Consider the following 20,525-nt stretch of genomic DNA (forward strand, 5'->3'; position numbering starts at 1 on the left):
ACGGATCGTTACTTCGAGCGCCTGGTCCCGCTCAGCCGCGGGGGTTGGCGGAGCTGGAACCAGTAGAAGCCGTGTCCGGCGAGGGTGAGCAGGTACGGCCACTCGCCGATCGAGGGGAAGCGCACCCCGCCGATCAGCTCGACCGGGTACCGTCCCCCGTACTGCCGCAGATCCAGTTCGGTCGGCTGCGCGAACCGCGAGAAGTTGTTCACGCACATGACCAGGTCCCCCTCGTGCTCGCGCACGAAGGCCAGCACCGCGGGGTTGCTGGAGGGCAGTTCGGTGTACGTGCCGAGGCCGAACGCCGGATTGAGCTTGCGGATCTCGATCATGCGACGCGTCCAGTGCAGCAGGGAGCTCGAACTGCTCTGCTGTGCCTCGACGTTGGTCACCTGATAGCCGTACACCGGGTCCATGATGGGCGGCAGACTGAGCCTGCCCGGGTCGGCCGAGGAGAAACCCGCGTTGCGGTCCGGGGTCCACTGCATCGGCGTGCGCACGCCGTCCCGGTCGCCCAGCCAGATGTTGTCGCCCATGCCGATCTCGTCCCCGTAGTAGAGCACCGGGGAGCCGGGCAGGGAGAGCAGCAGGGCGGTGAACAGCTCGATCTGGTTGTGGTCGTTCTCCAGCAGCGGGGCGAGCCGGCGGCGGATGCCCACGTTGGCGCGCATCCGGGGGTCCTTGGCGTACTCCGCGTACATGTAGTCGCGCTCCTCGTCGGTGACCATCTCCAGGGTCAGCTCGTCGTGGTTGCGCAGGAAGATGCCCCACTGGCAGCCGTGCGGGATCTTCGGGGTCTTGGCGAGGATCTCCGAGACCGGGTAGCGGGACTCCCGGCGGACGGCCATGAAGATCCGCGGCATCACCGGGAAGTGGAAGGCCATGTGGCACTCGTCGCCGCCGGAGGAGAAGTCGCCGAAGTAGTCGACCACGTCCTCCGGCCACTGGTTGGCCTCGGCGAGCAGCACGGTGTCCGGGTAGTCCGCGTCGATCTCCTTGCGGACCCGTTGGAGGAACTCGTGGGTCTCCGGCAGGTTCTCGCAGTTGGTGCCCTCGCGGGCGAACAGGTAGGGCACCGCGTCCAGCCGGAAGCCGTCGATGCCGAGGTCGAGCCAGAACCGCAGCCCGGCGATCATCTCGTCCTGGACCCGGGGGTTGTCGTAGTTGAGATCCGGCTGGTGGGAGAAGAAGCGGTGCCAGAAGTACTGCTTGCGGACCGGGTCGTAGGTCCAGTTGGAGGTCTCGGTGTCGACGAAGATGATCCGGGCGTCCGGGTACTGCTTGTCGTCGTCGGCCCACATGTAGAAGTCGCCGTAGGGGCCGTCCGGGTCCTCGCGGGAGGCCTGGAACCACGGGTGCTGGTCGCTGGTGTGGTTCATGACGAAGTCGATGACCACGCGCATGCCGCGGGCGTGCGCGGCGTCCACGAACTCCATGAAGTCGGCGAGGTCGCCGAACTCCGGCAGCACCGACTTGTAGTCGGCCACGTCGTACCCGCCGTCGCGCAGCGGCGAGGCGAAGAACGGTGGCAGCCAGAGGCAGTCGACGCCGAGCCACTGCAGGTAGTCGAGCTTGGACGTGAGCCCCTTGAGGTCCCCGATCCCGTCGCCGTTGCTGTCCTGGAAGGACCGCACCAGCACCTCGTAGAAGACCGCACGCTTGAACCACTCCGGGTCCAGGTTCTTCTTCGAGGTCTCGGGGAAGGTGTCGGGGACGGGCTCGTTCACTGTCACGCTGGGTTCCTCCGAACCGTGAGGAGGTGAGCCGGCTCGGCTGAGGGATCGAGCCGGACGTAGTTGTGCCGGCCCCACGTGTAGGCGGCGCCGGTGAGCTCGTCGTGCACCGCGAAAGGCCCGTCCCCGTCGAGGGTGACGGTGGCCTCCTGGGCGTGGTGCGGATCCAGGTTCACCACGGTGATGACGTGGTCGGTGAGGCCCTCGGGCGTGGTCGCGGTCTTGGAGAAGGCGAGCACCTGGTCGTTGTCGGTCGGGTGGAAGGAGAGGCCGCGCAACTGCTGGAGGCACGGGTGCCGCCGCCGCAGCCGGTTCAGCACGGTGAGCAGCGGGGCGAGGCTGTCGGTGCGGGTCCAGTCGCGCGGGCGCAGCTCGTACTTCTCCGAGTGCAGGTACTCCTCGGAGCCCGGGTGGGCCGGCTCGCCCTCGTACAGCTCGTAGCCGGCGTAGACGCCGTAGCTGGGGGAGAGCGTGGCGGCCAGCACGGCCCGGATGGCGAAGGCGGCCCGGCCGCCGGTCTGCAGGTACTCGTGCAGGATGTCCGGGGTGTTGGCGAAGAAGTTGGGGCGCATGTACGAGGCCGCGTCACCGGAGAGCTCGGTGAGGTATTCGGTGAGTTCCCGCTTGGTGGTGCGCCAGGTGAAGTACGTGTACGACTGGTGGAAACCGATCTTCCCCAGGGTGTGCATCATGGCCGGCCGGGTGAACGCCTCCGCCAGGAACACCACGTCGGGGTCGGTGCGGGCGATCTCGGAGAGGACCTTCTCCCAGAACAGCACCGGCTTGGTGTGCGGGTTGTCGACCCGGAAGATCCGCACGCCGTGGGCCATCCAGAACCGCAGGATCCGCAGGGTTTCCTTGACGATTCCATCCATGTCCTGATCGAAGTTGACCGGATAGATGTCCTGGTACTTCTTCGGCGGGTTCTCTGCGTAGGCGATGGTGCCGTCGGCGCGGTGGCTGAACCACTCCGGGTGCTTGTTCACCCAGGGGTGGTCGGGGGAGCACTGCAGGGCGAAGTCCAGCGCCACCTCCAGGCGCAGCGCCTCGGCCTCGGCGACGAAGTGGTCGAAGTCCTCGATGGTGCCGAGGTCCGGGTGGACGGCGTCGTGCCCGCCCTCCGGCGAGCCGATCGCCCAGGGCGAGCCGACGTCGTGCGGACCGGCGGTCAGGGTGTTGTCCGGCCCCTTGCGGAAGGCCCGCCCGATCGGGTGGACCGGCGGCAGGTAGACCACGTCGAAGCCCATCGCGGCGACGGCGGGCAGCCGCTCGGCGGCGGTGCGCAGGGTGCCCGAGCGCGGCGGCTCCACACCCGAGGGGTCGACCACCGCGCCCTCGGAGCGCGGGAAGAACTCGTACCAGGAGCCGTAGAGGGCCCGCTCCCGGTCCACCTGGAGCGGCAGCGGGCGGGTCGCGCTGACCAGTTCGCGCAGCGGGTAGCGGGCCAGCAGGTCCAGCACCTCGGGGGCGAGCGCGGCGGCCAGCCGGGACAGCGGCGGCAGGCCGGTGTCGCGCAGCGCGTCCACCGCGGCCAGCACGTGCGCCCGGCCCTCCTTCTTCGGCACGCCGTTCGCGGCCCGCTCCAGCAGCAGCGCGCCCTCCTCCAGCACCAGCGCGGTGTCGATCCCGGCGGGCAGCTTGACCGCGGCGACCTTGCGCCAGGTGGCGAGCGGGTCGCTCCAGGCCTCCACCAGGTAGGACCAGCGGCCGGGCCCGGTCGGGGTGACGGACGCGCCCCAGCGGTCGCTGCCCTCGGCGAGTTCGCGCATCGGCGTCCACGGGCCGCTGCGCCCGCGCGGGTCGCGCAGGACCACGTTGGCGTTCACCGCGTCGTGGCCCTCGCGGAACACGGTCGCGGTGACCGTGAAGGTCTCGCCGACCACGGCCTTGGCCGGGCGGCGGCCGGCGTCTACGAGTGGGCTGACGTCCAGGACGGGGATGCGGCCGATCACGGTGTCGCTCTCTGTCGTCTTGCGGGCGGCGGGCTTGCGGGCGGCAGGTTTGCGGGCGGCGGTACCGCCGGCGGGGGTACCTGCGGCGGCGGCACCTGCACCGGCGGAACCGGTGGCACCGGCGGTGCTGCGGGCGGTCGCTCGGGCGGGGGCCCTGCGGGGTGCGGCGCCGGCCTCCGCGGTGGCGGCGGCAGCGGCGCCGGCGGCGGTCGCGCTGCGCCTGGTGGTGGTGCGCTTGCGCGGTGCCGCGGTCCGGCTCTCCTCGGCCCCGGGTTGTCGGGCCGGTTCGGTCTGCTCCGTACGGATAGCCCCGGCGCCCCGGGGCCCCGGCATCGCCGCGTCTGTCCGAGTGTCAGAATCCATCCGTCCGGCGGATTCCGCGACCGCTGCGTCGATGGCGTCGGCCACCGGTGTGGACTGGTCCCGCGTGTCGCCGTGCATGCCAAACTCCTGCCCGAGATCGGCGGCAGCTCCCGCGGGCCGGACGGGCCAGGGGAGTACCGGGAGGACTGCTGGGTGGGGAGGACGTGCGACCGGAAGCCTGCCCGCGCCACCGTCCCCGGCAACCTGCCCGACGCCCGCCGAGCCTGCGGCGGGGAGCCCGAGAGCCCGTGCGCGTCCCGGCGCACGCCTCTCGGGGTACGCCCCTGGGCGACCCAACCCACCCGTGAACGAGCAGGCCGTGTTCGAGGACACGCGTCGGTGCGCGGTGAGCGCCGAATGGGCTAAGGAGGTTGAGAAACGATCAACACGAAAAGGATTCGGACGTGCTGCTTCAAGGGGGGCGCCACCCGTCGCCGCACTCCCCACAGCATCAACGACCTTGGTTCATAGTCGCATCGCGGACCGGACTTTTGCAGCGGTACGACAGTAGTTTCGGGTCTTGTCCGGGGCGGCTCCGTCGGTGGAAATGGATCTGTTCCGCAGTGTTCACGTATTGGTAGCGCGTTCCCCCGAAAAGTGCGCCTCGCGCGCCCCCCGTGCAGTCCAATGCGCCGAATGCGATCTCATCAATAGGCCGAACGGAGGCTCAATAGCCCACTTGACGCACCATCACGACAGTGGCCGGGTCTACGCTTCACGCCGTGAAGGCAATCCGCAGATTCACCGTCCGCACCGTCCTGCCCGAACAACTCCAGCCGTTGCACGAGCTGGCCCTCAACCTGCGCTGGTCCTGGCACCCCGAGACCAGGGACCTCTTCCGGTCCGTGGACCCGGACGTCTGGGCCGCCACCGGTGAGGACCCGGTGCGCCTGCTGGGAGAGGTCCCGGCCGCCCGGCTCGCCGCGCTGGCCGTCGACCGGAGGTTCCTGCGCAGACTCGGCGACCTCGCCGACGACCTGCGGGACTACCTGGCCGGCCCGCGCTGGTACCAGGGCGCCGAACAGGCGGGAGCCGGGCCGCTGCCCGGGGCCGTCGCCTACTTCTCGCCCGAGTACGGCATCGCCGCCGCGCTGCCGCAGTACTCCGGCGGGCTCGGCATCCTGGCCGGCGACCACCTCAAGGCCGCCAGCGACCTCGGCGTGCCGATCATCGGTGTGGGGCTGTTCTACCGGCACGGCTACTTCCGGCAGTCCCTCGACCGGGACGGCTGGCAGCAGGAGCGCTACCCGCTGCTCGACCCGGACGAACTCGCGGTCAGCCTGCTCCGCGAGGGTGACGGCACCCCCTGCCGGGTCGACCTCGCGCTGCCCGCCGGCCGCACCCTGGCCGCCCACATCTGGAAGGCCCAGGTCGGGCGCGTCCCGCTGCTGCTGCTCGACTCCGACATCGAGGCCAACTCGGCCGCCGAACGGGACGTCACCGACCGCCTCTACGGCGGCGGCAGCGAGCACCGGCTGCTCCAGGAGATGCTGCTCGGCATCGGCGGCGTCCGCGCGGTGCGCACCTACTGCCGCCTCACCGGCCACCCCGCCCCCGAGGTCTTCCACACCAACGAGGGCCACGCCGGCTTCCTCGGCGTCGAGCGGATCCGCGAGCTGGTCGCCGACCGGACCTGCGACCTCGACTTCGCCGCCGCCCTGGAGGCCGTCCGGGCCGGCACCCTGTTCACCACCCACACCCCCGTGCCGGCCGGCATCGACCGCTTCGACCGCGAGCTGGTCGCCCGGCACTTCGGCGGGGACGCGGCCCTGCCCGGCGTCCCGGTCGAGCAGGTGCTCGCCCTCGGCGCCGAGACCTGGCGCGGCGGGGACGGCAAGCTGTTCAACATGGCCGCCATGGGCCTGCGGCTGGCCCAGCGGGCCAACGGCGTCTCCACCCTGCACGGCGAGGTCAGCCGGTCGATGTTCAACGGCCTCTGGCCGGGCTTCGACGCCGCCGAGGTCCCGATCACCTCCGTCACCAACGGCGTCCACGCCGCCACCTGGATCGACCCGGCCGTCGTCCGGCTGGGCGCCGCCGAGATCGGCGCCGACCGTGCCGAGTCCGCCATGACCACCGGCGACGCCAAGCGCTGGACCGGCCTGGAGCGGATCGGCAACACCGAGATCTGGGAGCTGCGCCGCAGCCTGCGCGCCCAGCTGGTCGACGAGGCCCGCCGCCGGCTGCGCACCTCCTGGCGCCAGCGCGGTGCCGGGGACGCCGAGCTCGGCTGGGTCTCCTCCGTCCTCGACCCGGACATCCTCACCATCGGCTTCGCCCGGCGGGTGCCCTCCTACAAGCGGCTCACCCTGATGCTGCGCGACCAGCAGCGGCTGCGCGCCCTGCTGCTGGACCCGGCCCGGCCGGTGCAGATCGTGGTCGCCGGCAAGGCCCACCCGGCGGACGACGGCGGCAAGCGGCTGATCCAGCAGATGATCGCCTTCGCCGACGACCCGGCCGTCCGGCACCGGATCGTCTTCCTGCCGGACTACGACATGGCGATGGCCCAGCACCTCTACCCGGGCTGCGACGTCTGGCTGAACAACCCGCTGCGCCCGCTGGAGGCCTGCGGCACCTCGGGGATGAAGGCCGCGCTCAACGGCTGTCTCAACCTGTCCGTCCTGGACGGCTGGTGGGACGAGTGGTACGACGGCCAGAACGGCTGGGCGATCCCCACCGCCGACGGCACCGGCGGGCCGCTCGACCCGGACAGCCGGGAGGCCGAGCGCCGGGACGACATCGAGGCGGCCGCGCTGTACGACCTGATCGAGCACCAGGTGGCGGCCCGGTTCTACGACCGGGGCGCGGACGGCCTGCCGCACCGCTGGATCGCCATGGTCCGGCACACCCTGGTCACCCTCGGCCCCAAGGTGCTGGCGGGGCGGATGGTCCGCGAGTACGTCGAACGGCTGTACGCCCCGGCGGCGCTGGCGCAGCGGGAGCTGGCGGCGGCCGGGCCGGGCGAGGCCGGGGCCGACGGGCCGGTCACCGCCCCGCACGCCGGGGCGCGGGAGCTGGCCGCCTGGAAGGCGAAGGTCCGGGAGGCCTGGCCTGCCGTCCGGGTCGAGCACGTCGAGGCGGAGTGCCCGGACGAGGCGCAGGAGCTCGGCAGCTCGCTGGCGCTGCGGGTGCAGGTCGCGCTCGGGGCACTGGACCCGGGTGATGTCGAGGTGCAGGTGGTGTCCGGGCGGGTGGACGAGTCGGACGGCATCTCGGACGCCTGCCTGCTCGCCCTCAAGCCGGTCGGCGGCTCCGACCTGGACGGGCGGACGCGGTACGAGGGCTCGCTGGAGCTCTGCCGCACCGGCCCGTTCGGGTACACCGTCCGGGTGCTGCCGGCCCATCCGAGGCTGGCCTCCCCGGCCGAGCTGGGGCTGGTGGCCCTGCCGGCCGAGTCCGCGGGGATGGACGCGGGGCTGCTGCGCTGAACGCACCGGGGGCGGGGGCCGGTCCGGCCCCCGCCCCCGGTGCGAGGGCCGGGCTCAGACCAGGCTGTCCCGCCAGGCCCGGTGGAGTTCGGCGAAGCGGCCGGCGCCGGAGATCAGCTCGGCGGGCGTGCCGTCCTCCACGATCCGGCCCTGCTCCATCACCAGGACCCGGTCGGCGATCTCCACGGTGGAGAGCCGGTGGGCGATGATCACGGCCGTCCGCCCGGCCAGCACCGTGCGCATCGCCCGCTGCACGGCCTGCTCGCCCGGCACGTCCAGCGAGCTGGTCGCCTCGTCCAGGATCAGCACCGCCGGGTCGGCCAGCAGGGCGCGGGCGAAGGCGACCAGCTGGCGCTGGCCGGCCGAGATCCGGCCGCCGCGCTTGCGCACGTCGGTGTCGAAGCCGTCCGGCAGCTCGGTGATGAACCCGTGGGCGCCGATGTCCCGGGCGGCCTGCTCGACCTCCTCGCGGGTGGCGCCCGGCCGGCCGATCGCGATGTTCTCGGCGACGGTGCCGGAGAACAGGAAGGACTCCTGGGTCACCATCACCACCCCGCGCCGCAGCTCGGGGGTGGCGAGCTCGCGCAGGTCCACGCCGTCCAGGGTGATCCGGCCCTCGGTCGGGTCGTAGAAGCGGGCCAGCAGCTTGGCGACCGTCGACTTGCCGGCGCCGGTCGCGCCGACCACGGCCACCGTCTGCCCGGCGGGCAGCGCCAGGTCGAACGGCGGCAGCACCTCCTTGCCCGTCCGGTAGGCGAAGCGGGTCTTTTCGAAGTGCACCTCGCGGCCCTTGCCGGCGGCGGCGGGCAGCTCGGCGGGCCGCTCGGGCTCGGCCACCGTCGGCTCGTGGGCGAGCAGGCCGGCGATCTTCTCCAGGGCGGCGGCGGCCGACTGGTAGCTGTTCAGGAACATCGCCAGCTGGTCGATCGGGTCGTACAGCCGGCGCAGGTAGAGCACGAAGCCGGTGAGCACGCCCAGCTCCAGGCCGCCGTCGGTGACCAGGAAGGCGCCGAACAGCACCACGCCGGTCACCCACAGGTTGGCGGTGGCGCGGGCCAGGCCGACGAAGCGGGCGATCTCCAGCAGGCCGTCGGCCATGGCCGTGGCCGACTGCCGGTTCACCACGCCGAAGGCGGCCTCGTTGGCGCGCTCGCGGCGGAAGGCCTGCACCGGGCGGATGCCGTTCATCGTCTCGGTGAAGCGGACGATCAGCGAGGCGGCCGAGGTGCGCGAGCGCCGGTAGACCTTGCGCGAGCGGCGGCGGAACGAGCGGGCGATCAGGGCCAGCGGCAGGAACGAGGCCAGCGAGACCAGGCCGAGCCGCCAGTCCATCACCAGCAGCAGCACCGAGATGTAGCAGACCGACAGGAAGACGGTCAGCAGCTCCTGGAGGCCCTCGGAGAGCAGCTCGCGCAGCGCGTCCACGTCGCTGGTGGCGCGCGAGATGATCCGGCCCGAGGTGTAGCGCTCGTGGAAGTCCAGGCTGAGCCGCTGGGCGTGCCGGAAGATCCGGCCGCGCAGCTCCAGCAGGATGTCCTGGTTGATCCGGGCGGTGACCTTGATGAACGCCCACTGGAGCACGGTGCTGAGCAGCGCACAGGTGAGGTAGGCGGTGATCACCGCGATCAGCGGGCCCGCGTCGTGCTCGCGCAGCGCCGGGATGCCCCGGTCCATCGCGATCGCGACCAGCAGCGGGCCGGACTGCAGGGCGGCCTGCTGGACCAGGATCACCACCATGGCGACGGTGACCCGGGCCCGGTGCGGGCCGAGCAGCGAGCGCAGCAGGGCGCGCGGTGCGCCGGGCGGGACGGGGATGTCCTCCTCGTCGGCCGGGGGCGGCGGGAGCTCCTCCTCGGCCGGTTCGCTCGGCGCGGTCCGCTCGGCGGGGTCGATCGTGGTGGTCATCGGGCGGTGCTCCCCTCGGGGACGGGGGCGGCCTCGCCCGACATCAGTTCGCGGTAGCGCGCGGAGCCGCGCAGCAGCTCCTGGTGGGTGCCGACGGCCTCGATCCGGCCGTCGGCGAGCACCGCGACCCGGTCGGCGAGCAGGACGGTGCTCGGGCGGTGGGCCACGACCAGGGCGGTGGTGGAGCCGAGCACCTCCCGCAGGGCCCGTTCGACCAGTGCCTCGGTGTGCACGTCCAGTGCGGAGAGCGGGTCGTCCAGCACCAGGAAGGCCGGGTCGCCGACCACCGCGCGGGCCAGTGCGAGCCGCTGGCGCTGGCCGCCGGACAGGCTGAGGCCCTGCTCGCCGACCTCGGTGTCGACCCCGGCCGGGAGCCGGTCGACGAAGTCGGCCTGGGCGGTGGCCAGGGCGGTGCGCAGCTGCTCGGGGCCGGCGCCGGGCGCGCCCATCAGGACGTTCTCCCGGACGGTGGCGGAGAACAGGGTGGGCTCCTCGAAGGCGACCGCGACCAGCTCGCGCAGCCGCTGCCGGGACAGCTCGCGGATGTCGAGGCCGTCCAGGGTGATGCTGCCCGCGGTGGCCTCGTGCAGCCGGGGGAGCAGCGCGGTGAGGGTGGTCTTGCCGCTGCCGGTCGCGCCGACCAGGGCCATCGTCTCGCCGCTGCGGATGTGCAGGTCGATGCCCTGGAGCAGGTCGGGGGTGCCGGGCGGGGCGTCGGGGTAGCGGAAGCGGACGCCGGTGAGGCGGATGCCGTCGGGGGTGGTGCCCGCGCCCTGCTCCGCGCCCCGGTCCTCCGGATCGGGCTCGTCCAGCACCTCGAAGAAGCGGTCGGTGGCGGTGGCGGCCTCGTTGGCGTAGGCGAGCAGCCAGCCGAGCGACTCGACCGGCCAGCGCAGCGCGAGGGCGGTGGAGAGGAAGGCGACCAGGGTGCCGGCGCTGAGCTCGTCGTGCGCGACCAGGTAGGCGCCGGCCGCGAGCGCGCAGCCGAGGGCCAGCTCGGGCAGGCCGACGATGACCGCCCAGAGGTTGGCGAGCAGACCGGCCTTGCGCAGCTCGGTGCGGCGCAGGTCGAGGGTCTGCGCCCGGAAGCGCTCGGCAATCGAGCGGTGGCGGCCGAAGGCCTTGAGGATCCGGATGCCGAGGATGGACTCCTCGATCACGGTGGCGACGTCGCCGTTCTGGTCCTGGGCGAGGCGGGCGGCGCCGGAGTAGCCGGTCTCGAAGCGCCGGGTGAGGACGACCAGCGGGACGGCGGGCAGCACGACGATCAGCGCGAGCCGCCAGTCCTGGGTGAACATCAGGGCCGTTCCGGCCAGGAACATCACCGAGTTCACGACCAGGAAGACCAGCGGGAAGGTCAGGAACAGCCGCATGGTGAACATGTCGGCCGTCGCCCGGGAGAGCAGCTGGCCCGAGCCCCAGCGGTCGTGGAAGGAGATCGGCAGCCGCTGCAGCTTGGCGTACAGGTCGCCGCGCATCGCCGTCTCCAGCCCGGCCAGCGGGCGGGCCAGGATCACCCGGCGGGTGTAGAAGAGCGCCGCCTCGGCCAGGCCCAGGGCGAGCAGCAGGCCGACCAGCGGCCAGAGCGCGTCGAGGTCGTGGTGGGCGATCGGGCCGTCCACGATCCGGCCGAGCACCAGCGAGACACCGAGCACGCTGAACATGGCCAGGACGGCCGCGCCGATCGAGGCGGCCAGCCGCCCGCGGATCTGCCGGGCGTAGGGCCACAGGCGCAGCAGTGAGCGGACCGTCGACCGGCGGGCGGGTGCGGCGGTCCGCGGGGCGGGCTCCGGACCGGGTGGGTCCGGTGGGTGCTGCCCCGTCCGGGGTGGGGGACCGGGCAGCGTGGTGTCTTGGTTATCGGCCATCGCGGTGAGGGTAGGCCGGGGGCGCGTCATTTCTCATCCGGTTTTTCGGACCTGTCGGCGAGAACCGGCCACCGGGCGGTCCCGTTCGCCGCGAAGGCTCCTCCGCACGCGGACGTTCGGCGGGGCCGGCGGGGCCGGTGCGGTGGGCGGGTTCGGCGGGGTCGGTGCGGCCGGGGTCCGGCGGGGGGCCGGGGTTCAGTGCGGGGCCGGGGTGCGCAGCAGGAGCAGCGAGCGGGCGCCCAGCACCACGGCCTCCTGCGGGCGGTAGCTCCGCGGCGGGGCGGCCGGGTCGTCGGAGGAGTCGGCGTCCGGGTCGTCCGAGGCGGTGTCCACCACCGTCCGGTACACCGCGTCCGGCGCGGCCCAGGGCTCGCCGGGCAGCGTGAACGCGGGTTCGCCGGGGCCGGCGTTGAGCAGCAGCAGGAAGCTCTCGTCGGTCAACTGGCGCCCCTCCTCGTCGCGTTCGGACATCGCGGCGCCGGAGAGCAGCATCCCCAGGCAGGCGGTGGGGGAGAACCAGTCGGCCTCCGTCATCTCCTTGCCGAGCGGGGTGAACCAGGCCAGGTCGGGCTGACCGCCCGGGGCGGGCGCCCGGCCGGAGAAGAACGCCCGCTGGCGCAGCACCGGGTGGGCGCGGCGCAGCCGGACCAGCCGGGCGGTGAGGTCGCGCAGGGCGCGCCAGCCCGGGTCGTCCAGCAGCGACCAGTCGAGCCAACTCACCTCGTTGTCCTGGCAGTAGGCGTTGTTGTTGCCGCCCTGGGTGCGGCCGAACTCGTCCCCCGCGGTGATCATCGGCACGCCGGTGGAGAGCAGCAGGGTGGCCAGCAGGTTGCGCAGTTGGCGTCGGCGCAGGGCCTGGACCGCCGGGTCCGGGCTCTCCCCCTCGGTGCCGTGGTTCCAGGAGCGGTTGTCGTCGGTGCCGTCCCGGTTGGCCTCGCCGTTGGCCTCGTTGTGCTTGCGGTTGTAGGAGACGAGGTCGCGCAGGGTGAAGCCGTCGTGGGCGGTGACGAAGTTGACGGAGGCGTACGGGCGGCGCCCGCCGCGCTGGTAGAGGTCGGAGGAGCCGGAGAGCCGGTAGCCGAGTTCGCGGACGTCCGGGCGGGCGCCGCGCCAGAAGTCCCGGACGGTGTCGCGGTACTTGTCGTTCCACTCGGCCCACAGCGGCGGGAAGCCGCCGACCTGGTAGCCGCCCGGGCCGACGTCCCAGGGTTCGGCGATCAGCTTGACCCGGCTGAGCAGCGGGTCCTGGGATACGGCGGCGAGGAAGGGGTGGTCCATGTCCACGCCGTCGCCGCCGCGGGCGAGGGCGGCGGCGAGGTCGAAGCGGAAGCCGTCCACGCCCATCTCGGTGACCCAGTACCGCAGCGAGTCGGTGATCAGCCGGACCACGTGCGGGCGGCGGGTGTCCAGGGTGTTGCCGCAGCCGGTGTAGTCGGCGTAGCCGCGCGGGCGGTGCAGCGGGAGGCGGTAGTAGCCGGCGTTGTCGATGCCGCGCAGGGAGAGGGTGGGCCCGAGTTCGGCGCCCTCCGCGGTGTGGTTGTAGACGACGTCGAGGATCACCTCGATCCCGGCCGCGTGCAGGGCGCGGACCATCCGCTTGAACTCGCCGACCTGGCCGCCGCGGCTGCCGGAGGCGGAGTAGCCGGCGTGCGGGGCGAAGTAGCCGAGGGTGTTGTAGCCCCAGTAGTTGACCAGCCCGCGGGCCTGGAGGTGGTCCTCGCTGGCGTACTGGTGGACGGGCAGCAGCTCGACGGCGGTGACGCCGAGGCCGGTGAGGTGTTCGATCGCGGCGGGGTGGGCCAGGCCCGCGTAGGTGCCGCGCAGCTCGGGCGGGACGCCGGGGTGGCGCATGGTGAAGCCGCGGACGTGCAGTTCGTACAGCACGGTCTCGGCCCACGGGGTCTTCGGGCGGTGGTCGTCGTACCAGTCGTCGTCGTCGTGGACGACCACGGACCTGGGCACGTGGCGGGACGAGTCGCGGTTGTCCCGGACGGTGTCGGCGACATCGGCCTCGGGCCAGTTGCGGACGGAGCCGCAGACGGAGTCGTGGGCGGTGTAACAGCCGTCGACGGCCCGGGCGTACGGGTCGAGCAGGAGTTTGGCCGGGTTCCACCGGGCGCCGGTCCACGGGTCCCAGCGGCCGTGCACCCGGTAGCCGTAGCGGGTGCCCGGTCCGACCCCGGGCAGGAAGCCGTGCCAGGTCTGGAAGTCCTGCTCGGTGAGCCGGTGTCTGCTCTCCCGGCCGTCCTCGTCGAACAGACAGAGGTCGACGGCCTCGGCGCCGGCCGCCCAGAGCGCGAAGTTGGTGCCCTGGCGGCCCTGCGGGTCGGTGCGGAAGCGGGCGCCGAGCGGCTGCCAGCTGCCGGGCCAGGGTGGCGGTCCGGCGAGGGGTCCGCCGTCGAGCCGCCGCGCACCGGCTTCCAGCTCCTGCCCTGACGCCATGGCCGCACCCTCCCTGGGCGGGGTGTCCCGGACCCCGCCCACCTCTCTTTCCCTGATCCTGCTGATCGGAAGCCGCTGAACGGTGGCTTACCGGCGGATGGCGGCCGGGGGTGGTGGCCGGGGCGGCCGCCGCGGGCCCCGGGAGCGGTGGGCGGCCCGCCGGGGTTCGGCTGTGCGGGTTCGGCCGGGGGTGTGAGTGTTCTGCGTGTCCTGTCGCGATTGCCCTCGTTAGCGGGGTATCGGACGGAAACGGCGGGAGGCCCCGGGATGCGGCCCCGACAACGGGTTTGGGCACGGCGGGCGGCGGCGCTGGGCTTGTGCCTGGCCGTGGTGACGGGGTGCTCCGGCGGGAGCGCCCCCTCGGGCGGCGGTGACGCGGCCCCGCCGGGCCGGGCCGCGCCGCCGCAGCCCGCCTCCCGGGCGGCGATCAGCGCGCTGCCCGCCGACGGCGCGCAGGACGTCCTGCCGGACGGCCCGGTGCGGGTCACGGCGGCGCAGGGCCGGCTGGTCTCCGTCCGGCTGGCCGACGCCAAGGGCACCGAGGTGGCCGGGACGATCAGCCAGGACGGCGCCTCGTGGACGCCGGACGGCCCGCTCCCGCTGGGCACCGCCTACACCCTGGACGCGGTGGCCGAGGACGAGCAGGGCCAGAAGGCGGCCCAGCACTCGGCGTTCTCGACCGTCGCCCGGGCGCACACCTTCGTGGCCTTCTTCACCCCGGAGGACGGCTCCACCGTCGGGGTCGGCATGCCGGTCTCGCTGCGCTTCAGCCGACCGATCACCGACCGGGCGGCGGTGGAGCGGGCGGTGGCGGTGACGGCCGAGCCGGCCGTCGAGGTGGCCGCGCACTGGTTCGGCAACCAGCGGCTGGACTTCCGGCCGAAGGCGTACTGGGCGGCCGGCACCAAGGTCTCCGTGGCGCTGCGGCTGAAGGACGTGCAGGGGGCGCCGGGCGAGTTCGGCACCCAGTCCAAGGACATCCGCTTCACGATCGGCCGGGCCCAGGTCTCCACGGCGGACCTGGACGCCCACACGCTCACCGTCCGGCAGGGCGCGGGCGGCAAGGCGGTGCGGGTGCTCAAGGTGTCCGGGGGTGATCCCAAGCACACCACCTACCGCGGCGTCCTGGTGGTGTCGGAGAAGTACAAGGTCACCCGGATGAACTCGCAGACCGTCGGGATGGGCGACGAGTACGACATCAAGGACGTCCCGCACGCGATGCGGCTGACCAACTCCGGCACCTTCATCCACGGCAACTACTGGGCCGACCCGGGGGTCTTCGGCACCGCCAACACCAGCCACGGCTGCATCGGACTGGCCGATGCCAAGGGCGGGGCCAGCAAGGACAGCCCGGCGGGCTGGCTGTTCGAGCACACCATCCCCGGGGACGTGATCGAGGTGAAGGCCTCGGCGGGGGACTACGTCCCGCCGAGCAACGGGCTCAACGGCTGGAACCTGCCCTGGGAGCAGTGGCGGGCCGGGAGCGCGCTGGAGCACTGACCCGCCGCCGGAGCCCGGCCCGGCCGCGGCCCCGACCTGCCGGAGCCGCCGGTCGGCGCGGCAGATCTTCACCCCGGTTCCACACCCGGTTCACCGCCCTCCCCCCGGGGTTCACTCATTCGGCCCAGTTATCCTGCTTGCCGCGCCGCAAGCCCGGCGTGAAAGATCACGGCCGGGTGCAACCCGTCCGGGTATCCGCGCGTCCATCAGGGTGGACACCGGGAGGGGAGAGACCGTGAAGCAGGTTAGGGCGGCCGACGCCGCGATACGCACCACCAACCTTCGTATGCGCCGCGGTGCGATGGCGCTGATGATGGGCGGGGTGCTGCTGCTCACCGCGGCCTGCGGGGATGACAAGGGCGGCGACAGCAAGGGGGGCGGCTCCAACGAGGCGGCCGCGACGGCCGGCGCCAGCGGCGCCCCAGCCGGCGGACAGACCTCGGCGGCGCCGAAGACCTCGGCCGCCGTGCTGACGGTCGAGCCGAAGGACGGCGCCCAGGACGTCGCGCCGACCAACGCGCTGAACGTCTCGGTGGCGAACGGCAAGCTCACCGCGGTCGAGGTGACCGACAAGGAGGGCAAGCCGGTCGAGGGCGCGATCGCCGCGGACGGCTCCGGCTGGAAGCCCAGCGCCGCGCTCGCCGTGGGCATGGCCTACAAGGTGAACGCGCAGGCCAAGGACGCCGACGGCCTGGTGGCCGCGTCGACCACCTCGTTCACCACGCTGACGCCGGACAAGAAGATCTCCACCAACGACAACATCACCGACAACGCCACCTACGGCGTCGGCATGATCGTCTCGGTGGTCTTCAACAAGGACGTCAAGAACAAGGACGCGGTCCTCAAGGGGATCACCTTCGAGACCAACGACGGCACCGAGGTGAAGGGCCACTGGTTCGGCACCCGCCGGCTGGACTTCCGTCCGGCCGAGTACTGGAAGCCGGGCGCCAAGGTCGTCATCAAGTACCGGCTGAAGAACGTCGAGGTCGCCCCGGGCGTCTACGGCGACGTGGACAAGGACGAGCCGTTCACCATCGGCCGCTCGCAGGTCTCCACCGCCGACTCCGCGGCCCACACGATGACGGTGGTCCGGGACGGCCAGCCCCACACCGTGCCGGTGACCCTCGGTGACGAGAAGAACCCGTCCTGGAACGGCGTGATGGTGATCTCCAGCAAGGAGAAGGTCACCCGGATGAACTCGCAGACCGTCGGTCTCGGCGGCGAGTACGACATCCCGGACGTGCCGCACGCGATGCGTCTGACCACCTCCGGCACCTTCGTGCACGGAAACTACTGGGCGAACCCGTTCGGCAAGACCAACGCCAGCCACGGCTGCATCTCGATGCAGGACACCAAGGAAGGCAGCGACGCCTCGGTCGCGGGCAAGTTCTTCAACGACTCGATGATCGGCGACGTGGTCAAGGTCGTGAACTCCAAGGAGAAGACGGTCGCGCCCGACAACGGGCTCAGCGGCTGGAACATCGCCTGGGCGAACTGGTAGCCGAACCGGTTACCCCTACCCGGCGGTAGCCCCCGGTAGTCCCGGTTCGATGACGACCGGCCCGATCCTCACTCGTTGGGGTCGGGCCGGTCGTGGTTCCCGGGGTAATTGCCACCTGAATGGCGCAACCTTTTCCGTGGTCCCCGCGTGTATCTGTCGGGTCCACAGGGGCCAGGGCGGGAGCAAGGGAGGGAATCGACGTGAAGTCGATACGCAGGGTGATGGCTGCCGGTGTGCTGGGCGGCGTGATGGTGCTGACCAGCGCCTGTGGCGGGGACGGCGGCGGCAGCGGCAGCGCGGCCAAGGCGGAGCTCGGGGGTGGCGCGACCGCGGGGGCCGCGTCGACCGCCCCGGCCGGCGCCGGCGGTTCCGCCCCGGCCGCGGCGCCGGCCGCCGCCGCGTCGAGCGCGGCGCCGAAGACCTCGCAGGCGGTGCTGGACATCCAGCCGAAGGCCGGCTCGGTCGACGTGGCGCCGAACGGCGCGCTGAAGGTCGCGGTGGCGGGCGGGAAGCTCACCACGGTCAAGGTCAGCGACAAGGCCGGCAAGGAGGTCCCCGGGGCCATCGCCGCCGACGGCGGCAGCTGGACCCCGTCCGCCGCCCTCGCGGTCGGCACCGCCTACCAGGTGAGCGCGATGGCGGCGGACGCCAACGGCGTGGTCGCCGCGGCGGACAGCAGCTTCACCACGCTGACGCCGGAGCGCGAGGCGAAGGCCAGCGACAACGTCGAGGACAACGCCACCTACGGCGTCGGCATGATCGTTTCGGTGGACTTCGACAAGGACGTCAAGAACAAGGAGGCCGTCGCCAAGGGCATCACCTTCGAGTCCGACAACGGCACGGTGGTGAAGGGCCACTGGTTCGGCGACCGCCGGCTGGACTTCCGCCCCGAGGCGTACTGGACGCCGGGCACCAAGGTCACCGTGCACTACCGGCTGAAGAACGTGGAGATCGCCCCCGGCGTCTACGGGGGAGTGGAGCGGGACGAGCCCTTCACGATCGGGCGATCGCAGGTCTCGACGGTTGACGCCAAGACGCACGAGATGACGGTGGTCACCGCCGGCCAGACCTCGGTCGTCGACATCACCTCCGGCTCGCCCGAGCACCCGACCTGGAACGGCACCATGGTCGTGATGTCCAAGGAGGGCGTGGTGCGGATGCAGTCCAGCAGCATGCCCGGGATGACCGGCGCGCCGTACGACCTGATGGTGCCGCACTCGATGCGGCTGACCACCTCCGGCACGTACGTGCACGGCAACTACTGGAGCAACGTCTTCGGCGAGGACAACGTCAGCCACGGCTGCGTCGGGCTCAAGGACGTGAAGGGCGGCGGCGGTTCGACCTCCGCGGGCACCTTCTACGACGGCTCGCTCGTCGGGGACGTGGTGAAGGTGCAGAATTCCTCGCGCGGCCAGGTCGCTCCGGACAACGGGCTGAGCGGCTGGAACCTGGCCTGGAGCGCCTGGTAGGAGGCGGTCGGCGGCAACCCGGGCTTGACGGTTCGTGGACCCGGGTTGCGTCCGGCATATGCCGAATGGGTGGTGATCGTTTGCTCATTGTCCGTACGCGGCCGCTTGCGTTCCGCAATGATGGTCCGCATGGCGGGTTGGGGCGAAACAGATCAGTCATCACTTCCTGGGTCCAGCTTGGTCGCTGACGCGTCCTGGATGTGCTTCCAAGACGCGCTCGCGACGCTGGAAGGACGCAGCTCCAAGGAGCTGGAGCAGATGTACTTCGGCAAGTTGTGCGACCAGGCCGAGCCGGGCGAGGTCCGGCTGCCGTCCCGGCCGGAGTCCGGCCCGGTGGCCCGCCGACTGGTGCTCTCGGTGCTGGAGTCCTGGGATCTGCACCAGCAGCTGGAGGTGGGCGAGTTACTCACCAGCGAGCTGGTCGCCAACGCGGTGCGGCATGCCGCCGGGCGGACGATCGGCCTGGAGGTGACGCGCAAACCGGGCTGGTTGCGGGTCGAGGTGCGGGACTCCTCGCGGGCGCTGCCCTGTCTGATCCTCGCCGAGCCGCTGCCGATCAACGAGTTCGGGCGGGGCCTGAAGATCGTCGACGACCTGGCCGACCGCTGGGGCGCGGACCTGCTGCCGCGCGGCAAGAGCGTCTGGTTCGAGCTGAAGGTCCGCGACCGGCACTGAGGCCCGGCCGGGCTCGGCCCTGCCCGGCCCTGCTCGGCCCGGAAAACGCGCAGGGCCCCCGATGTCACCGTGGTCCGGTGCGTGGGGGCCCGTGCAAGTCATCGCGCCGGCCAAGGGGGTGCGTGCCGTGCGATGGTCGACGGCTGCGCCAGGTCGGGCCAGCCGTAGTTCTGGGTGTCCATGGCGGGATTTGTCGTTGCCCGCCGTTGGACTTCCTCGACTATTGCACGGATCTCAGCATGTGGGCAAACCGGGTGGCTTTGATTGCAAGGTTTGTAACCTAGTTCACCTTTGGAATTTGCATAGGTTAACGCCGCTGCCTGTGAATATTCATGATCGGCTGGTGATCAGCCCAGTCCGAATGCGGGCGGCGTGTGTACGGACCGCCGCCGGGGCGAGCCGGGCCGGGCTCAGCCGAAGCGAAGGGTCTGCGTGGTGCCCGTCCCGGCGAGCGCGCGGGTGTACGCGCCACCGCCGTCGAGCTCCCGGTAACTGGTCACGGGCTCGCCCACCTTCATCAGGACCAGGGCGCAGGCGAGGCACCACGGCCGGGGCGGCTGCAGATCCAGATCCTCGATCACGGCGGGCGCAGTACGGCACTGCGCATAGACCGCTACGACTCCGGCCATGGTGGTCCTCCTTTGGTGCTCTGATGGGCTCTGATCAGCTCTGACGGGTCGAGCTCGCCCCGCAGGCCGGGTTGGGTGTGGGCGTCCGTTCTCTATGCGCCGGTGGGGCTGCCCGGTGTGCGGGAGTTCGCCCGGCGGACCGGGGCGATGGCCGTCGACCGGTAGGTGCGTGGGGCAGGGGTCCAGCCGGCGGTGGTGCGGATGCGGGCGGCGTGTGTACGGACCGCCGCCGGGGCGAGCCGGGCCTGGGGTGGGGGTGCGGTGGCGGTGCCCGTGCGGCAGGCGCGGCAGATGCCGCCGAGGAGGGCTGTCGGGCGCCCCGGGGTGCGGCAGGCGGTGCACTCCATGACCCGGCCGGGCGCTGCCGGGGCGGGGGGCCAGGCGCGTTCCGGGGGCATCTTGTCGACCAACCGGCGCCGGACGAGGCCGGCCGGGCTGTGGACCGAGGGCGGGAGCCCCGAGACGAGGGCTGCCGTGAAGAGGTCCGGGGTGGTGCCGCGCGCCAGCCACTGGGCGGCGAGCGGCTCCAGGGCGGCGCAGTCGGCGGCCGAGAGCGACAGGCGGGCATCGGCGAGGCCGAGCCCGGCCAGGGCGGCATAGGCGGGCGAACAGGGCGGCTCCGGGGCCGGCCGCTCGTCCGGGTGAACCTCGGCGGGCGCGTCCTGGGCACGGGCCTCGCCGGTCGCGAGGAAGTGGGCCCACCAGCCGTCGGTGCGGGACGTGCGGGAGAAGTAGGTGCGGAACACCCACTGGGTGCGGTCGGCGCCGACCCGCTCGCGGATGCGGCGCAGGTGCCCGGCGGCGGAGAGCCTGTTCAGTGCGGTCCGGACGGCCTGCTGCCCGTAGAGAGGCTGGTGCGCGGCGAGCGTCTTGGTGTCCATCGCCGCCCCTTCGGGCAGATGGTCGATGAGGCTCGCCAGGTACGCCTCGCGGACGGGCAGGTGTGCGAAGTCCTCGGCGCTGCGGGCGGATTCGCCCGGCGCGGAGCGCTTTCCGTAGCCGGACGAGGCCATGGCGGGAGCGGGAACGCTAAAGTCGTGGGTAGCCACAGGATCGAGTC

The 20,525-nt window shown here is 72.3% G+C and carries 12 protein-coding genes; 5 read left to right on the plus strand and 7 right to left on the minus strand.

Annotated elements, in window-relative coordinates; translation table 11 throughout:
- Positions 1-8 precede the first annotated feature (8 nt).
- Together treS and ACFVVX_RS14730 are read right to left on the minus strand one after the other, a co-directional pair.
- On the minus strand, positions 9-1,733 hold the full coding sequence (gene treS, locus ACFVVX_RS14725; RefSeq protein ID WP_387945270.1) for a maltose alpha-D-glucosyltransferase: 1,725 nt from the start codon (positions 1,731-1,733) through the stop codon (positions 9-11).
- Positions 1,730-3,685 carry an alpha-1,4-glucan--maltose-1-phosphate maltosyltransferase gene (locus ACFVVX_RS14730; RefSeq protein WP_387945404.1) on the minus strand — a complete coding sequence of 652 codons (1,956 nt, stop codon included), beginning with the start codon at positions 3,683-3,685 and terminating at the stop codon, positions 1,730-1,732. The genes treS and ACFVVX_RS14730 overlap by 4 nt, the downstream gene beginning before the upstream one ends.
- A 1,085-nt stretch (positions 3,686-4,770) precedes the next feature.
- On the opposite strand from ACFVVX_RS14730, the gene glgP reads away from it, so the two are divergent.
- Positions 4,771-7,476, plus strand: a complete 2,706-nt coding sequence (glgP, locus tag ACFVVX_RS14735) for an alpha-glucan family phosphorylase (RefSeq protein WP_387945272.1) — start codon at positions 4,771-4,773, stop codon at positions 7,474-7,476.
- A gap of 54 nt (positions 7,477-7,530) precedes the next feature.
- Here the strand turns inward: glgP and ACFVVX_RS14740 are convergent, their stop codons facing one another.
- From ACFVVX_RS14740 to glgX, 3 genes are all read right to left on the minus strand, one after another.
- A complete protein-coding gene (locus ACFVVX_RS14740; RefSeq protein WP_387945274.1) occupies positions 7,531-9,381 on the minus strand; it encodes an ABC transporter ATP-binding protein in 1,851 nt (616 codons plus the stop codon).
- On the minus strand, positions 9,378-11,249 hold the full coding sequence (locus ACFVVX_RS14745; protein ID WP_387945276.1) for an ABC transporter ATP-binding protein: 1,872 nt from the start codon (positions 11,247-11,249) through the stop codon (positions 9,378-9,380). The genes ACFVVX_RS14740 and ACFVVX_RS14745 overlap by 4 nt, the downstream gene beginning before the upstream one ends.
- 195 nt (positions 11,250-11,444) lie before the next feature.
- Positions 11,445-13,691: a glycogen debranching protein GlgX gene (gene glgX, locus ACFVVX_RS14750; RefSeq protein WP_387945278.1), complete on the minus strand. Its 2,247-nt coding sequence runs from the start codon at positions 13,689-13,691 to the stop codon at positions 11,445-11,447.
- Positions 13,692-13,958: 267 nt separating this feature from the next.
- On the opposite strand from glgX, the gene ACFVVX_RS14755 reads away from it, so the two are divergent.
- From ACFVVX_RS14755 to ACFVVX_RS14770, 4 genes are all read left to right on the plus strand, one after another.
- On the plus strand, positions 13,959-15,191 hold the full coding sequence (locus ACFVVX_RS14755) for an Ig-like domain-containing protein (RefSeq protein WP_387945280.1): 1,233 nt from the start codon (positions 13,959-13,961) through the stop codon (positions 15,189-15,191).
- Positions 15,192-15,426: 235 nt separating this feature from the next.
- Positions 15,427-16,692, plus strand: a complete 1,266-nt coding sequence (locus ACFVVX_RS14760; protein ID WP_387945282.1) for an Ig-like domain-containing protein — start codon at positions 15,427-15,429, stop codon at positions 16,690-16,692.
- Positions 16,693-16,892: 200 nt separating this feature from the next.
- Positions 16,893-18,161 carry an Ig-like domain-containing protein gene (locus ACFVVX_RS14765; RefSeq protein ID WP_387945284.1) on the plus strand — a complete coding sequence of 423 codons (1,269 nt, stop codon included), beginning with the start codon at positions 16,893-16,895 and terminating at the stop codon, positions 18,159-18,161.
- A 117-nt stretch (positions 18,162-18,278) separates the two neighbouring features.
- On the plus strand, positions 18,279-18,836 hold the full coding sequence (locus tag ACFVVX_RS14770; RefSeq protein WP_387945286.1) for an ATP-binding protein: 558 nt from the start codon (positions 18,279-18,281) through the stop codon (positions 18,834-18,836).
- 410 nt (positions 18,837-19,246) lie between these two features.
- On the opposite strand, the gene ACFVVX_RS14775 is transcribed toward ACFVVX_RS14770, so the two are convergent.
- Positions 19,247-19,465, minus strand: coding sequence for a hypothetical protein (locus ACFVVX_RS14775; RefSeq protein ID WP_387945288.1), 219 nt, complete (start codon positions 19,463-19,465; stop codon positions 19,247-19,249).
- Between the two features lie 92 nt (positions 19,466-19,557).
- Entirely contained in the window at positions 19,558-20,478 is a 921-nt protein-coding gene (locus ACFVVX_RS14780; RefSeq protein WP_387945290.1) for a hypothetical protein, read from the minus strand.
- Positions 20,479-20,525: the final 47 nt, after the last annotated feature.

Source organism: Kitasatospora sp. NPDC058170, assembly GCF_042883905.1.
In the GTDB taxonomy this organism is placed as follows: Bacteria; Actinomycetota; Actinomycetes; order Streptomycetales; family Streptomycetaceae; genus Kitasatospora.

What these genes read in the sequence shown, in the direction of transcription:
- glgX (WP_387945278.1), bottom strand. Translation starts at nt 13,691, where the DNA reads ATGGCGTCAGGGCAGGAGCTGGAAGCCGGTGCGCGGCGGCTCGACGGC.
- ACFVVX_RS14770 (WP_387945286.1), top strand. Translation starts at nt 18,279, where the DNA reads ATGATGGTCCGCATGGCGGGTTGGGGCGAAACAGATCAGTCATCACTT.
- ACFVVX_RS14775 (WP_387945288.1), bottom strand. Translation starts at nt 19,465, where the DNA reads ATGGCCGGAGTCGTAGCGGTCTATGCGCAGTGCCGTACTGCGCCCGCC.
- ACFVVX_RS14745 (WP_387945276.1), bottom strand. Translation starts at nt 11,249, where the DNA reads ATGGCCGATAACCAAGACACCACGCTGCCCGGTCCCCCACCCCGGACG.
- ACFVVX_RS14780 (WP_387945290.1), bottom strand. Translation starts at nt 20,478, where the DNA reads ATGGCCTCGTCCGGCTACGGAAAGCGCTCCGCGCCGGGCGAATCCGCC.
- ACFVVX_RS14755 (WP_387945280.1), top strand. Translation starts at nt 13,959, where the DNA reads ATGCGGCCCCGACAACGGGTTTGGGCACGGCGGGCGGCGGCGCTGGGC.
- ACFVVX_RS14740 (WP_387945274.1), bottom strand. Translation starts at nt 9,381, where the DNA reads ATGACCACCACGATCGACCCCGCCGAGCGGACCGCGCCGAGCGAACCG.